This window comes from Stenotrophomonas muris, from assembly GCF_052751275.1.
Genome location: NZ_CP199879.1, coordinates 1,542,887 through 1,557,185, shown reverse-complemented (window position 1 = coordinate 1,557,185; position 14,299 = coordinate 1,542,887). Strand labels below are relative to the sequence as shown.

The 14,299-nt window shown below is 67.9% G+C and carries 13 protein-coding genes; 5 read left to right on the top strand and 8 right to left on the bottom strand.

Annotated features, from left to right (window positions below):
- Positions 1 to 15 precede the first annotated feature (15 nt).
- The 3 genes from flgC to ACUVWL_RS07055 all read right to left on the bottom strand — a co-directional run bounded on the left by flgC (position 16) and on the right by ACUVWL_RS07055 (position 1,918).
- Positions 16 to 423, bottom strand: a complete 408-nt coding sequence (gene flgC, locus ACUVWL_RS07065; RefSeq protein WP_005416461.1) for a flagellar basal body rod protein FlgC — start codon at positions 421 to 423, stop codon at positions 16 to 18.
- 3 nt (positions 424 to 426) lie between these two features.
- Positions 427 to 822: a flagellar basal body rod protein FlgB gene (gene flgB, locus ACUVWL_RS07060; RefSeq protein WP_005409576.1), complete on the bottom strand. Its 396-nt coding sequence runs from the start codon at positions 820 to 822 to the stop codon at positions 427 to 429.
- 151 nt (positions 823 to 973) lie between these two features.
- Entirely contained in the window at positions 974 to 1,918 is a 945-nt protein-coding gene (locus ACUVWL_RS07055; protein ID WP_445978976.1) for a chemotaxis protein, read from the bottom strand.
- A gap of 259 nt (positions 1,919 to 2,177) precedes the next feature.
- Between ACUVWL_RS07055 and flgA the strand changes: the two genes are divergently transcribed.
- The 4 genes from flgA to ACUVWL_RS07035 all read left to right on the top strand — a co-directional run bounded on the left by flgA (position 2,178) and on the right by ACUVWL_RS07035 (position 4,862).
- A complete protein-coding gene (gene flgA, locus ACUVWL_RS07050; RefSeq protein ID WP_032961903.1) occupies positions 2,178 to 2,834 on the top strand; it encodes a flagellar basal body P-ring formation chaperone FlgA in 657 nt (218 codons plus the stop codon).
- Between the two features lie 75 nt (positions 2,835 to 2,909).
- The gene (flgM, locus tag ACUVWL_RS07045; protein ID WP_014647067.1) at positions 2,910 to 3,215 is read left to right on the top strand and encodes a flagellar biosynthesis anti-sigma factor FlgM; all 306 of its coding nucleotides are present in this window, start codon (positions 2,910 to 2,912) and stop codon (positions 3,213 to 3,215) included.
- Positions 3,212 to 3,550: a FlgN family protein gene (locus ACUVWL_RS07040; RefSeq protein ID WP_014037132.1), complete on the top strand. Its 339-nt coding sequence runs from the start codon at positions 3,212 to 3,214 to the stop codon at positions 3,548 to 3,550. The genes flgM and ACUVWL_RS07040 overlap by 4 nt, the downstream gene beginning before the upstream one ends.
- 91 nt (positions 3,551 to 3,641) lie before the next feature.
- On the top strand, positions 3,642 to 4,862 hold the full coding sequence (locus tag ACUVWL_RS07035; protein WP_014647069.1) for an ATP-binding protein: 1,221 nt from the start codon (positions 3,642 to 3,644) through the stop codon (positions 4,860 to 4,862).
- Positions 4,863 to 5,188: 326 nt separating this feature from the next.
- On the opposite strand, the gene ACUVWL_RS07030 is transcribed toward ACUVWL_RS07035, so the two are convergent.
- Together ACUVWL_RS07030 and ACUVWL_RS07025 are read right to left on the bottom strand one after the other, a co-directional pair.
- The gene (locus ACUVWL_RS07030) at positions 5,189 to 6,961 is read right to left on the bottom strand and encodes an EAL domain-containing protein (RefSeq protein ID WP_014647070.1); all 1,773 of its coding nucleotides are present in this window, start codon (positions 6,959 to 6,961) and stop codon (positions 5,189 to 5,191) included.
- A gap of 4 nt (positions 6,962 to 6,965) precedes the next feature.
- Positions 6,966 to 9,068, bottom strand: a complete 2,103-nt coding sequence (locus tag ACUVWL_RS07025; protein WP_032961901.1) for a sensor histidine kinase — start codon at positions 9,066 to 9,068, stop codon at positions 6,966 to 6,968.
- A gap of 130 nt (positions 9,069 to 9,198) precedes the next feature.
- On the opposite strand from ACUVWL_RS07025, the gene ACUVWL_RS07020 reads away from it, so the two are divergent.
- Positions 9,199 to 11,958: a bifunctional diguanylate cyclase/phosphodiesterase gene (locus ACUVWL_RS07020; protein WP_346601103.1), complete on the top strand. Its 2,760-nt coding sequence runs from the start codon at positions 9,199 to 9,201 to the stop codon at positions 11,956 to 11,958.
- 124 nt (positions 11,959 to 12,082) lie between these two features.
- Here the strand turns inward: ACUVWL_RS07020 and ACUVWL_RS07015 are convergent, their stop codons facing one another.
- The 3 genes from ACUVWL_RS07015 to ACUVWL_RS07005 all read right to left on the bottom strand — a co-directional run bounded on the left by ACUVWL_RS07015 (position 12,083) and on the right by ACUVWL_RS07005 (position 14,161).
- Positions 12,083 to 12,589: a hypothetical protein gene (locus ACUVWL_RS07015; protein ID WP_111206874.1), complete on the bottom strand. Its 507-nt coding sequence runs from the start codon at positions 12,587 to 12,589 to the stop codon at positions 12,083 to 12,085.
- A gap of 67 nt (positions 12,590 to 12,656) precedes the next feature.
- Positions 12,657 to 12,872 (bottom strand): hypothetical protein, encoded by a 216-nt coding sequence (locus tag ACUVWL_RS07010; protein ID WP_014647074.1) that lies wholly within the window; start codon positions 12,870 to 12,872, stop codon positions 12,657 to 12,659.
- A 98-nt stretch (positions 12,873 to 12,970) separates the two neighbouring features.
- A complete protein-coding gene (locus tag ACUVWL_RS07005; RefSeq protein WP_005416472.1) occupies positions 12,971 to 14,161 on the bottom strand; it encodes a methyl-accepting chemotaxis protein in 1,191 nt (396 codons plus the stop codon).
- Positions 14,162 to 14,299: the final 138 nt, after the last annotated feature.

The following is a 14,299-nucleotide window of genomic DNA, read 5'->3' as shown; positions in this document are numbered from 1 at the left end:
CCGGTGCTGCGGGCCTCAGCGGCCCATGGTCAGGGTGGCCAGGGCCAGTTCCTTGGCGGTGGTCAACATCTCCACGCCGGCCTGGTAATTGCGCGAGGTCGAGATCAGGTTGACCATCTGCGCCACCGGATCGACATCGGGCTGGTAGATGTAGCCATCGGCGTCGGCCAGCGGGTGGCCCGGCTCGTAGCGCTTGATCGGCGCGGCCTCGCTCTGGGTGATCTCCTTCACCTTCACCGAGGTGATGTTGGGATCGTTCTTGCTGGTGACGGCCTGGAAGATCGGTTCCAGCGGCTTGTACACGGCGTCGGCGGAACCGGCGACGGTGTCGGCATTGGAGAGGTTGGAGGCGATGGTGCTCATGCGCACCGACTGCGCCTGCAGCGCGGAGCCGGCGATGTCGAAGATCGGCAGGTTGCTCATGGCTTATTGCCCCGTGATCGCGGTCAGCATGGAACGCACCTTGCTCTCGACGAAGCTGAGCGAGGCGCGGTATTCCAGTGCGGCGCGGCCATAGGCGGCACGCTCGGCATCGGGGTCGACGGTGTTGCCGTCCAGGCTGGGCTGCACGCCTTCGCGCGCGATCTGGAACGGGTTCAGGCCACTACTGATCTCGTAGTGCTGCTCATGGGTGGTGGCCATCAGGCCATTGGCATCCTGCCCCTGGGCGTGGCGCAGGGCGGCATCGAAGTCCAGGTCCTGGGCCTTGTAGCCGGGAGTGTCGGCATTGCCGAGGTTGCTGGCGATCAGCTTCATCCGCTGTTCGCGCAACGGCATGGCCTGGGCGTGGACGCCCAGGTAGTCGGTAATCAGGTTGCGCACGGTGCACTCCCACGGGAACGTTGCCCGGGAAGCTGCAAGGGGTGTGCCAAATGGAGAGGGGGTCAGATCCCCGCAGGGGCTCTGACCCCGTGGTTGACGCGTTGCGATGCGGGGTCGGAGCCCGTTCCGGGATCCGACCCCTCGGCGGGCCTTACGCCGCCAGCGCCACCTTGCGCAGGCGGTCCAGCACGAAGTCGGCCAGCTCGTGCGGCGAGTACTTGGCGACGAACGCATTGGCGCCGACGCGCTCGACCATGGCGTTGTTGAAGACGCCCGACAGTGAGGTGTGCAGCAGCACGTACAGGCCGGCCAGGCCCGGGTGGCGCCGGATTTCCGTCGTCAGCGTGTAGCCATCCATGGCCGGCATCTCGATGTCCGAGATGACCATGGCATAGCGCTCGGCCGGGTTTTCCCCCGAGGCGTGGACCTGCAGCAGGTGGTCCAGCGCCTGCTTGCCGTCGGAAAGCAGGGTGGCACCCACGCCCAGCTGGTCCAGCACGCTGCGGATCTGCTGGCGGGCCACGCGCGAGTCGTCCACCACCAGCACCTGCAGCTGCGGGCCGTCGGCGGGCATGGCCATTGCCGGGTCGAGTACCGCTTCTCCGCGCAGCTGGGCGATATCGGCCAGCACGCTCTCAACGTCGATCACCTGGATCAGCTCGCCCTGGAAGCGGGTCACCGCGGTCAGGTAGCTCGACTCGGCGCCCAGCTCCGGTGGCGGGTGGATGTCTTCCACCGCGATGTTGACGATGCGTTCGACGCCACTGACCAGGAAGCCCTGGATCGAGCGGTTGAATTCGGTGACGACCAGGTAGCCGGGCGAGGTGTCCGCGTCCGGTTCGCGCTCGGGGTGGCCGATCGCCAGGCCCAGGTCCAGTACCGGCACCGAGCGGCCGCGCACGTCGGCCACGCCGGAGAACTGGCTGGGCAGGCCGGGCACCTGGAACAGCTCCGGGCGGCGCAGGACTTCCTGCACCTTGAAGACATTGACGCCAAAAAGCTGACGTCCGCCGAGGCGGAACAGCAGCAGCGCCAGGCGGTTGTGGCCGGCCAGTCGGGTCCGCTGGTCGATCCGGTTGAGCAGGTCATGGGACATGGCTGCTGTATCGGCGTGGTGGGGGCGGAACTTGAGGGCGCTCTGTCGTCCGCGCGCTCCACATCGCGTTTGTAGAGTCGACTGTCAGTCGACTGCTCTTCGATCCGATCACGGGAAACCCCGCGCTTCGCGCGAAAGTCGACTGGCAGTCGACTCTACCCATCCGGTCGAATCCCCATCCCGGATCCGATCAACGGGACCCGGTCTCTGGCACACCCCTTGCACGCTGCTGGGCCAGATCCCATCGACAGGAGGCGCCATGCGCCGGGTCACATCGCTGTTCGCCATCGCGCTCGCCCTGGCCGCGCCGTGGGCGGGCGCCACGGACTGGCAGCCGGTGGCCAGCATCCGCACTGCGGCGCTGTCGACGCTGCCTGCCGGCAGTGAAGGCGAGGCGCAGGTGGCCGATGCGCTGCGCCTGCCGAAATGCGGCAGCGCGTTGCAGGTGCAGCCCACCGCCAACACCACGGTGGAGGTGAGCTGTCCCGATGCGGGCGGCTGGCGCCTGTTCGTGCCGGTGAAGGTGCGGCGCAACCAGACCGTGCTGGTGCTCAACCGCGGAATCGGCACTGGAGAAACCCTCACGGCCGCCGATATCACCACTGCCCAGCGTGACGCTGCCCGGATTGCCGGCGCGGTGCTGTCCGATCCCAATGCAGCGATCGGCCGCATCGCCCGCCGTCCGTTGCAGGCCGGAGCCCTGCTGTCGAACAACGATCTGGTGGTCCAGCGTCTCATCAAGCGAGGAGACAATGTAGCCCTGGTGTCGCGTCGCGGCTCGGTCGAGGTGCGCATTGCCGGCCGTGCGATGGGTGATGCCGGTGAGAACGAGCGGGTCTCGGTCGAGAACCTGTCCTCGCGGCGGATCGTGCAGGGCACGGTCGACGCCGCAGGTGACGTAATCGTGGCGCGTTGATTTACCGCAAAATATCCCTAAAGATCACGGCCCTGCGGCCGTTATCCCTTGTGAACGGCAACTCCAGGACACCCCATGAGCCAGAAAATCGACGGCAACCTGCAGGTCCCCCAGGCACTGCGCAGCGTGACGACCCCGGCCAGCAAGCCCGGCGTCAGCACCGATGCGGCGGCGCGCCCGGTCGAGGCGGCCGACAGCCTGCGCCTGACCGGCGAGGCCACCAATCTGCAGGCCATCGAGCGTGAGCTGACCACCGCCCCGGCGATCGACGCCCAGCGCGTGGCGGCCGTGCGCGAGTCACTGCAGAACGGCACCTACAAGATCAATCCGGACGCGATCGCATCGCGCATGCTCGATCTGGACCAGCAGCTGCACGGATGACTGCGGCGATGAGCGAGCCGCTGCAGCGCCTCGCCCAGGCCCTGGACGTTGAGCGCCAGGCCCTGGTCGAGCACGACGTGCACGCCCTGATCCGGGCCACCGGCGCCAAGCTGGAAGCGCTGCGTGCGCTGGAAGGCGCGCCGCCGGTGGGCGAGGGCGAACAGCTGCAGGAACTGGCCGAGCGCAACCGCGCCAACGGCGTGCTGCTGTCGCGCCGTCGCCGCGAGGTGAACTGGGCGCTGCGCCAGCTCGGCCGTACCGAAGATGCCTCGGCCTACGATGCCAAGGGCCAGTCGCACACGGTCAGCATCGGCCGGCCACTCGCCGTCGCCTGACGCGACGGCGGTCGCACACCCCCTCCCGGTGGGCTGAAGCCCGCTGCATGACCGCGTATATTGGGCGCCTGTTCGAACGCCCCGAGTCGCCGTGTCCGCTGCCAACGCCCTGGTTACCGCCCCCCTTCCGCCGCAGCCGGTGCTGCAGGCCCTGCTTGAGCGCCTGCGCGAAGGCCTGCTGCTGTTCACTGAAGACGGGCAGGTGGCCCTGGCCAACCCGGCCGCGCAGAACCTGCTGGCCAGTGGCTCGGACGGCGGATTGCCGCCGCCGCAGCGGCTGCGCGAGCTGCTCCCCCCTGATGCACTGGAGCAGGCCCGCCAGCATGGCCACTGGAATGGCAGCCTGCCGCTGGGCGAGGGCGTGGTCATCGCCCACCTGTACCACCATGGTCCGGTCGGCGAAGGGCATTTCCTTGCATTGTTCCGCCACATCGAAGGGCAGGAAGACTACGAGCGCGAACTGCAGCAGCGCCACGCCGAGCTGCGCCAGGCCTACCTGCGCCTCAATGGCACCCAGGAAAAGCTGCTGCAGTCGGAGAAGATGGCCTCGATCGGCCAGCTCGCCGCCGGCGTCGCGCACGAGATCAACAACCCGATCGGTTACGTGCACTCCAACCTGGGCAGCCTGCAGGAGTACCTGCGCAGCCTGTTCACCGTGATCGAAGCCTACGAGCGCGCCCTGCGCGCGCCGGACCCGAAGGCACTGATTCCGGAAATCGATGACATCCGTGACCGCCTGGACATCGACTTCATCAGCCGCGACCTGCCGCAGCTGATGGCGGAATCGCGCGAAGGCATCGAGCGCGTTACCCGCATCGTGCGCGACCTGAAGGACTTCTCGTATTCCGGTCGCGACGAATCGTGGAAGCTGGTCGACCTGCACGCGGGCCTGGAATCGACCATCAACATCATCTGGAACGAACTCAAGTACAAGGTCACCCTGGTACGCGAATTCGGCCAGTTGCCGCTGGTGGAGTGCCTGCCGTCGGAGTTGAACCAGGTCTACATGAACCTGTTGCTCAACGCTGGCCATGCCATCGCCGAGCGCGGCACGATCACCGTGCGCACCGGCGTTGATGGCGATCACGTGTGGGTTGAATTCGAAGACACCGGCGGCGGCATCTCGCCGGAACTGCGCCAGCGCATTTTCGATCCGTTCTTCACCACCAAGCCGGTCGGCAGTGGCACCGGTCTGGGCCTGTCGATCTCCTACAGCATCATCAACAAGCATCACGGCCGCATCGACCTGGACAGCACCCCGGGCGTGGGCTCGCGCTTCCGCGTGGTGCTGCCGGTGAAGCAGCCGCGCTGACCGCTTCCGAAGTGGAACCGGACACCCAGAGCAGCCGGCCAGCGGCCGGCTCTACCGGGGCCTATCGATGGTAGTGCCGGCCGCTGGCCGGCAGCTTCATTGAACCCGGCCACCCAGAGCAGCCGGCCAGCGGCCGGCTCTACCGGGGCCTATCGATGGTAGTGCCGGCCGCTGGCCGGCAACCTCATTGAAACCGGACACCCAGGGCAGCCAGCCAGCGGCCGGCTCTACCGGGGCCTATCGATGGTAGTGCCGGCCGCTGGCCGGCAACCTCATTGAAGCCGGGCACCCAAGGCAGCCGGCCAGCGGCCGGCTCTACCCGATCATCACCGCAGCGGCCGATCCTCGCCACCATCCCCGGTTTCCACCGGTGCCGGGCCGGCATTGCTACGGCGCTGTTCTTCGTACGTGCGGAATGCCTGGTGGATGTGCTTGCGCAGCTCGTCGTCGTTCCACGGCTTGGTCAGGAAGCGATAGATCGCGCCGCGGTTGATCGCATCGGTCACCGTGTTCAGATCGGTGTAGCCCGACAGCACCAGGCGGATCGTATCCGGATACAGCATCTTCACCCGGCCCAGGAACTCGGTGCCGCTCATGTCGCTCATGCGCTGGTCGGACAGGATCACCTGCACGTCGTTGATCGCCAGCAGATCAAAGGCGTCACGCACGTTGCCAGCGGCCAGGATGCGGTAGCCGTCGCGGCGGAACAGGCGCACCAGCGAGCGCAGCACGTTCTCCTCGTCATCCAGCAGCAGCAGCGTCCGGTCCGGGCGCGTTTCGGCGAAGGCTTCCGGGCGCAGGTAGCGGCGGCGCAGGGTCATGCCGGCGGCATCGGCCGACATCGGCTCGCCGAACAGGTAGCCCTGGAACACATCGCAGTCGTTGCGGCGCAGGAACCCCAGTTGGGCCTGCGATTCCACGCCGTTGGCAATCACGGTCATGCCCAGCTGGTGGCCCATGGCAATGATCGCGCGGGCAATGGCTGCTTCGCGATTTCCAGCCGGTGCGCTCTTGATGAAGCTGCGGTCGATCTTCAGCTTGTCCACCGGGTAGCGCACCAGCGCGCTGAGGCTGGAATCGCCGGTGCCGAAGTTGTCCAGGCTCAGGCTGATGCCTTCGTTGCGCAGGTTGGCCAGCGTTTCATGGACGAAATTGACGTTGTTGGTCAGCGCGCTCTCGTTGATCTCCAGCGTCAGCATGTGCGCCGGCACGCCCGCGGCCTGCAGCAGGGACATCACCTCGGCGAAGAAGTTCGGCCGCAGCAGCTGCAGGGTGGACACGTTCACCGCGATGGTGAAGTCATCAAAGCCCTGGTCGCGCCACAACCGCGCCTGCTTCAATGCGCCTTCCAGCACCCAGGTGCCGATCTGCACGATGATGCCCAGGCGCTCGGCGGTGCGCATGAAGCGCTCCGGCACCAGCATGCCCAGGGTCGGCGACTGCCAGCGCAGCAGCGCTTCCATGCCGACCACGTGGCCGTCGCGGGCGCTCACCAGCGGCTGGTAACGCAGCTTCAGCTCGCCATTGGGAATGGCATCGACGATCTGGCGCGCGATGATGCTCTCGCTGTGCGCGCTCGGCGGGGTATCCACGGCATGGATGCGCACGGCATTGCCGCCTTCGCGGGCGGCCTGGTACAGCGCATCTTCGGCATGGTCGAGCAGGCGCGAGGCGCTGCTGGCATGTTCCGGGCACAGGCTCACGCCCAGCTTGCCGGTCATGAACAGCGTGTATGGAAGCACCGACAGCGGCAGTTCCATCTGCTGGCGGATCTCTTCAGCGAAGTCCTCCGGCAGCGGCAGGTCCGCGGTGCGGGGCACCGCGATCAGGAACTCGTCGCTGCCATGCCGCCACAGCTTGCCACGCCCGCGCAGGTAGGACTGCAGGCGCTGCGCCACCAGTACCAGCGCCTGATCGCCCACTTCGGCACTCATGTTCTCGTTGACCGATGCGAAGTGGTCGATGTCCACGTGCATCAGCATCAGCGCAATGCCGCCGGAGGCCGCCTCGGCAACCATCGCCTGCAGCTCGGGGTTGCCGGCGCCAAGGCGGTCGGGGGCATCATCGATGCTGACCGGGGGCAGGTTGGGATTCCACATAGGCTCAGTATTCCGGTGAATCGACGGCGGCCATGCTGGTCGCCTGGTAGGGGAGGTGGACGTCGATCAGGGTGCCCTCGCCATGCGCGGATTCGATCCGCACGTGGCCACCGACGCTCTGCGCGCGCTCGCGCATCACGATCAGGCCGAGGCCGCGCGGGCCGTCCGGATCGAAGCCTTCACCATCATCGCGGATCTGCAGGTGCAGGCCACGCTGGCTGACGTCGCGCAGCTGCAGCAGGACCTGGCTGGCGCGCGCATGGCGCAGCGCATTGGTCAGGCTTTCCTGTGCGATGCGGAAGCAGGCTTGTTCGATGCTGTTGTCGGGGCGGTGCGGCAGCGGCTCGATCTCGGCCAGCAGCTCCACCGGCGAAGAGCGGAACAGCACCCGCGCCTGCCAGCTCAGCGCCGCCTCCAGGCCCAGTGCATCCAGCTGCGGCGGGCGCAGCAGGGTGGAGATGTCGCGCAGCTTGGCCACGGTGGTGTCGGCCAGGCTGACGATCTGCGCCAGGTCCTCGCCACGACGCTTCGGATCGTCCTCATCCTGCGCCGCATGCGCCGACAGCTTGATCGCGGTAATGGCCTGGCCGATGTCATCGTGCAGGTCGCGCGAGATCGCGCGACGCTCGTCCTCCTGCAGCGAGAACAGCCGCCCGGCCATCGCCTGCAGCTCGCGATTGCTGGTTTCCAGCGCCCTGCGGGTGCGTTCGGAATCGCTCAGGTCGCGTACGATCAGCAGCTTGCAGTCACGACCGCCGTAGCGCACTTCGCCCACCGCCAGGCCGGCATGGAAGCTGCGGCCGTCCGCACGCTGCATGGCCACCACGCTGCTGTGGCCCGGCCCCAGGTGGGGCTGGCCGGCGCGCAGCTGGCTGCGCACCCGTGGCAGGTCGGCGGCAGCGACCAGTGCCGACAGCGGCTCGCCCAGCAGGGTGTGGCTGCCGTAGCCGAACAGGCCGGCGGCCCAGGCGTTGGCGTACAGCACGTGCTCGTCGGAGAGGATCACCACGCCGTCGGGCAGTACCCGCACCAGCTCGCGGAACTGTTCCTCGCGCTCGCGCAGCAGGCGCCGCGACTGCTCGCGCTCGGTCACGTCCTGCAGCGTCCCCAGCACGCGGCTGCGGCCGGCTTCGTCGATACCGCTGGCCGCCCGCAGGTGCACCATCAATGCACGGCCGTCCATCGACAGCAGCGGCAGCAGCACGTCCACCTGTACCGGCTCGCCGGAGCACAGTTCGGCCAGCAGCTGTTCGGTCTGGGTGGCGGTGGCCGGGTCGGCCGGCACCAGCAGCTCATCGAAGCGGTGCCAGCGCCGGGCCTCGGGCGGGCGGCGGCCGAGCAGGCGATAGACCTGGTTGGAATAGCGGCCCAGCCCGGTGGACGGGTCCAGTTCCCAGGCGCCGATGCGGGCCAGCTCATGGGCTTCCTCCACCCGGGCCAATGCCTGGTCGCGGCGCAGCTGGGCCAGATCCTCGGCGGTGCGGTCGATGGCGATCAGCAGGCGGGCGTTGTGGCCGTCGTAGCTGATGGCGTTGGAGCGCAGCTCCATCTGCCGCAGCGCGCCATCGCGCAGCTGCAGCTGAGCGCGCAGGATGCACAGCTCCTCGGGCGCCTCGCGGATCGCCTCCAGCTTGGTCTGCAGGGCCTGGTCCTGGCCCGGCGGCCACAAGGCGTCGATGGTCTGTTCCAGCAGCTCGTCGCGGTCCCAGCCGAAGGCGCTGCAGGCGGCGGGGTTGGCATCGAGGATCGCCAGCGTGTCCAGGTCGTAGACGAGGATCGGCCCGGGGTTGCCCTCGAACATCTGCCGCAGGCGCAGCTCGGAGGCCTGCTGGCGCGCATGGGTATGCAGCACGTGTTCGGCCAGCGGGCGCAGCAGCAGATAGAGCAGGCCCGCGCTGGCCAGCGCGAAGAACGAGCCCTTCAGGCCCTGCCACAGGGCCGCCTGCTGCGGATCGGGCACCAGCGCCTGCACCACGCTGTCGGTGGAGATCATCCAGGCCAGCGCCATCACCAGGTAGCTCAGCACCACCCGGCGCCGGTCACGGCTCAGCGCCTGCGCCATCCGCGGGTCGGGAACTGGGGCGTTGCCGGTCGGTTCTGCGGGCATGGACGGGGCGGGTGACAGGGGCGCCGGTCATCTTACCCCGCAGCGTGCCGTGACCACTCAATTATCCGCCGCAGGCGCCGTTAACCACTGCGTGCCCCGCTGACGGGCGTGTCATCCGGAGCAAGATCGCGTGGACCAAGGGATCATCGCCAGCCTGCTGCAGCACCCGCTTGCGTCGGCGCTGGTCATCGTCGACCGTGCCGGGCGCCCGCTGGCGGCCAATCCGGCCGCGCGCGAGCATGGCCTGCCGGCCACCGTGGCGGCCTATGCGCCGATGCTGGAAGATCTGCGCCTGATGGCCGCCGATGGTGGCATCGTTGCCTGCACGCTGCCGGGCGGCCCGCGGGGGCACTACGACGGTCACCTGCGTGCGGTGCACGACGGTGCCGGCAACCTGCTGGCGTTCACCCTGAGCATTCCCGAGCCGGTGCCGGTCGATGCGGGCGGGCGCTGGGAGCTGGCACTGGACAGCGCCGGCCACAGCCTGTGGGACTGGGACATCCCCAGTGACCGGGTGGCGCGCACGCCGGCGCTGGGCGACGAGACCGCCACTGAATTGCTGTCTCGCGTGCACGGCGAGGACATCGCCCAGGTGCGCGCCGCGCTCGACGAGCACCTGCGCGGGCACAGCGAGCAGTACAGCGCACAGTTCCGTTTCCGCCAGGCCGATGGCCAGTGGCGTTGGGTGCTCGATCGCGGCCGCGTGGTCGCTCGCACCGCCGATGGCCAGCCCCTGCGCATGGTCGGCACGCATACCGATATCGAGCAGCAGAAGCAGCTCGAATCGCTGCTGCAGGAACAGCAGCTGCACCTGAGCGAGGCCCAGCGCATCGCCAGCATGGGCAGCTGGTCGTTTGATCCCAACAGCGGGCATTTCTGGTGGTCGCCGGAACTGCGTTCGCTTCTGGTACTGGAGCAGGGCGCCGTTCCGGGCCAGCGGCGGTGGCTGAAGCAGCTGCATCCACGCTCCCGCGGCGCGCTGCGCGCGGCATGGCGGCGGTTGTGGCGCGATGGCCGCGCTGCCAACCTCGAGCTGGAGCTGACCCGCGGCCATGAGCCTTCGCAGCACCTGCGGCTATGGATGCAGCCGCTGCTGGACATGGACGGGCAACCCAAGCGCCTGCTCGGCCAGGTACAGAACATCACCGAACAGCACCAGACCGATGCGTTGATCCGCTGGCGCACCGAACTGCTGAACCGGGTCTCCGCGCTGGGCCGCATCGGCGGCTGCGAGATCGAAGTGCAGACCCGCAGCATGCAATGGACCGAGGAGTGCTACCGCATCCATGGCCTGCGCAAGGAACCGATCACCCTCGACCAGGCGCTGGCGCTGTACACGGAGGACTCGCGCAACGCGTTCGAGGCGGCGCTCGCCCGTATCGCCAACGGCGGCCTGCCCGAGCAGCTGGACCTGTGCTTCTACCGCCAGTCCGGCCTGCGCGTCTGGGTGCAGGTGCTGATCGAACTGGACCGCCGGGACGGCCTGCCGCCGCGGTTCGTTGTCCTGTTCCGTGACATCACCCGCGAGCGCGAAGCCAACGAACGCATCGAACTGCTGGCCCACTACGACCTGCTGACCGGCCTGCCCAATCGCGTACTGCTCGGCGAACAGACCGCCGAAGCCATCGAGGAAGCACGCGACCGCGGAACCTCGCTGGCCATGCTGTTCATCGACCTGGACGGCTTCAAGACCATCAACGACAGCTTCGGCCACGCCACCGGCGATGCGCTGCTGAAGGCCGCAGCCACCCGCCTGCACCAGAACCTGCGCAACAACGACCTGTTCGGCCGCTTCAGTGGCGATGAGTTCATCGTGGTGCTGCGCGACCTGGCCGAGCCGGAAGATGCCGGTCATGTCGCCCGCAAGCTGATTGCCTCGCTGGCTGAGCCGCTGCGCCGTGGCGAGACCACGTTGAAAGTCGGCGCCAGCGTCGGCATCGCGATGCTGGGCGATGCGCAGACCGATTTCGACTCACTGCTGCGCGCGGCCGACGCCGCGATGTATGCGGCCAAGGAAGCCGGGCGCAACACCTACCAGTACTACAGCCAGGACGCCCTGGCCCGCATCCAGCGCCGGCTGGACGTCGAGCATGCCCTGCATGGGGCGATCGAGCGCGACGAGTTCAGCCTGGCCTACCAGCCGCTGCTGCACGCCCACCACGGCGAGCCACCGGCGATCGAGGCACTGTTGCGCTGGCACCGCCCCGGCATCGGCTACTGCAGCCCGGCCGAGTTCATTCCCATTGCCGAAAAGTGCGGCGAGATCGTGCGCATCGGCGACTGGGTGCTGAACGAGGCCTGCCGCCAGGCGACCGCCTGGGACCGTGCCGGACTGCACTTTGATCGCATCGCGGTCAACGTGTCGGCGGTGCAGCTGCGTGATCGCGGCTTCGCCGAGCGCGTGATCGAGATCTGCCATGCCCATGGCTGGCCGCCGCAACGGCTGGAACTGGAGCTGACCGAGTCGGCGCTGATCCGTGATACCGACATCCTGCGCCATTGCTTCGACGTGCTGGAACGGCATGGCGTGCCGCTGGCGGTGGATGACTTCGGCACCGGCTTCTCCAACCTCAATTACCTCAATCGCTTCCCGGTGGGGCGCCTGAAGATCGACCGCAGTTTCGTGCAGGGCATGCTGCATGATTCGGGCACGGCCGAAGTCACCCAGGCCATCGTCCACCTGGGCCACGCGCTGGGCATGAAGGTGGTGGCCGAAGGCGTGGAAACCCACCAGGAAGAAGACATGCTGCGCCGCCAGGGCTGCGACGAGATCCAGGGCTACCTGTACTCGCGCCCGCTCAGCCCGCGTGATCTGGCGCAGTGGCTGCGCCAGCAGCGCCCGGCGCCAATGCGCACCGACGCCAGCGGCGAAGCGGTGCTGGTGCGCTGAGGGTCTGCGCTGGCGGATGCCGGCGCGGTGTGGCCTGACTCTGGTGCGCCCAGCCCTGGTGGGTGCCGACCGTTGGCCGGCACGGATGCCCTGGCGCTCGCGATCATCCACGCATGGCGTGGAACTACCTGGGAAACTCCGCCTTCAACTGCATGCGCAGGGCCTCGACGATGGCCGCATAGCGCCGCTTCTGGACCAGGTAGCTGGCCAGGAACAGCGGCAGCACCAGCAGCATCGGTGCCACCATCGGGCGCATCGCCACCAGTGGCAACAGCAGCAGTGACAGGATTGCCACGAACCAGCTGCACAGGCCGATCACCCGCACCTCGTGCCGTCGCGCGTTGAGAACGATGCGTCCACGCATCACCGGGAAGTAGCGCAGGCCGAAGCTCGGTGCGAAGCTCTCGCGGAACGCCATGCTGCCATCGGGCAGCGCATGGAAGGCCAGTCGCAGCCACTTGTCCTGCGGCAGGTCACGTTCCAGGCTGCCCAGCGAGAGCCGGGCCTGCATGGCCGGTGACGCCGCGATGCGTTCGTTGAACAGGGTGATGCCCCAGCTGAAATAGCCGGCCACCCAGGCCATCAGAAGGACGGCTTCGAACAGGAGCACTGCGATCAGGGCGATGGCCATCGGTCTTCCATGAACGGGACCGGTGGATCATGCCATGCGGGACGGCCCATCCACGCAGGACGTGGATCTACTTCAGGGCTTCGCCATCCAGGCCCAGGTCCCATGCCAGGCCCAGCAGTTCATCGTCGGCTCGGGAGGGGGTGGGGCGCGCATCGGCCAGCTGCTGCAGTTCGAGCAGTTCCTCGCGGGCCACGTCTTCCAGCCGCTGCAGCTGCTCACGCACGCTCGCGTTGCGCGGGCGCTCGGTGTCGGTGAGGGCGGGCAGGGCGCGGATCAGGGTCATGGTGCGCGTACAGGATGCATCCAATGGCAGGTTACAGGCAAAGGCCCCGGACGAACCGGGGCCTTGCGGGCTGCCGGCGAGGGCAGCGGACATCAGGATCAGAACAGCTCGACGGTGCCGGCGCCCATGCTCTGCTGGGCGACGGGCTTGTGCGGCGGGCGTTCCCATTCGCTGCGCAGCTCGCGCAGGCGGTTGCCGGTGCGCTGCAGCGCGGTGGCAATCTCTTCGTCGAACACGCCGCCATTGCGGTGCAGCAGTTCCTGCAGGGCCACCGCTTCGCGGTTGATGGCAGTCAGGCGGTCCAGGTGGGTGTGCACGCCGCCCAGCGCCTGGGTGGCGATGTCTTCGAACTGCAGGGCACGCACGGCTTCGGCCACGCTGCCATCGATCGCACGGGCGCACTCGGACACTTCGCGCATGCCGTCGCCCAGCGAGGCGTTGATCTGCGCGACGTTGTCGAGCATCGCTGCCGCTTCCTGGCGGGCTTCGCGGGAGCGGTCCATATCGCGCGAGGCCATGTGCGAGACCGTCTCGCGCACCTTGGCAATGGCGTCCTTGGAGCTGTGCGCCAGCTTGCGGATCTGCTCGTTGAAGGTGGTCGAGCGCTCGGACAGGTTGCGCACTTCGTCGGCGACCACGGCGAAGCCACGACCGGCTTCACCGGCGCGCGCCGCTTCGATGGCCGCGTTCAGCGCCAGAAGGTTGGTCTGGTCGGCGATCGACTTGACGTCTTCCAGCAGCGCGAAGATGCCATCCAGGTGCTGCGCCATCTGGTCGATGTGCTGCACGGTGGTGCTGCTCTGGCCGCTCACCTGCTCCAGCGCTTCCACCAGCTGTTCCATGCGGTGGCTGGCGTGCTGGGCGAAACGGGCAACGTCGAGGCCGGCATTGCCTTCATCACCGGCGCGGTCGACGATGCGCGACAGGGCCTGGCTCTGCTGGCGCGACTTGCGGTTCATGGCATCGAAGCTGCCGCCCAGGCTGGAGACGGCCTGGCGGATCAGGTCACGGGCGCGTTCCACTTCGCCACGCGAACCGTCGATCTCGTTGCCGACGAAGTTGCGCAGCTCGGTCAGCAGCTGGTCCTGTTCGCGCAGGACACGGGCGTGCTCGGGGGAACGATGTGCCTGGGCGCGGGTGGTCCACCACGCAAAGCCGAGCCAGCTCAGCGTCATCGTGGTCAGGATCGCCCAGCGCAGGGCGGCCGGCCATTCGAAACCGATGGCGAAGGGGAGCAGCAGGGTCAGAGCCAGGGGGGCGGCCAGACGGATGAAAATGCGTGAGTACATGGACGTTCTCGGGAGGTGCACGGAGGATGTATCGGCCGTACCCCCTTTCTCTTTAACGTCGATGTGCCTCGAAGTGCATTCTGAATGCGCCGGTTTTCCGGCGCCTTGGCGGCCTCGGGGTCAGAGCCCTTTCCGTGC

Coding starts and splice junctions, on each gene's coding strand:
- flgC (WP_005416461.1), bottom strand. CDS start 423: ATGAGCAACCTGCCGATCTTCGACATCGCCGGCTCCGCGCTGCAGGCG.
- ACUVWL_RS07055 (WP_445978976.1), bottom strand. CDS start 1,918: ATGTCCCATGACCTGCTCAACCGGATCGACCAGCGGACCCGACTGGCC.
- flgA (WP_032961903.1), top strand. CDS start 2,178: ATGCGCCGGGTCACATCGCTGTTCGCCATCGCGCTCGCCCTGGCCGCG.
- flgM (WP_014647067.1), top strand. CDS start 2,910: ATGAGCCAGAAAATCGACGGCAACCTGCAGGTCCCCCAGGCACTGCGC.
- ACUVWL_RS07040 (WP_014037132.1), top strand. CDS start 3,212: ATGACTGCGGCGATGAGCGAGCCGCTGCAGCGCCTCGCCCAGGCCCTG.
- ACUVWL_RS07030 (WP_014647070.1), bottom strand. CDS start 6,961: ATGTGGAATCCCAACCTGCCCCCGGTCAGCATCGATGATGCCCCCGAC.
- ACUVWL_RS07025 (WP_032961901.1), bottom strand. CDS start 9,068: ATGCCCGCAGAACCGACCGGCAACGCCCCAGTTCCCGACCCGCGGATG.
- ACUVWL_RS07015 (WP_111206874.1), bottom strand. CDS start 12,589: ATGGCCATCGCCCTGATCGCAGTGCTCCTGTTCGAAGCCGTCCTTCTG.
- ACUVWL_RS07010 (WP_014647074.1), bottom strand. CDS start 12,872: ATGACCCTGATCCGCGCCCTGCCCGCCCTCACCGACACCGAGCGCCCG.
- ACUVWL_RS07005 (WP_005416472.1), bottom strand. CDS start 14,161: ATGTACTCACGCATTTTCATCCGTCTGGCCGCCCCCCTGGCTCTGACC.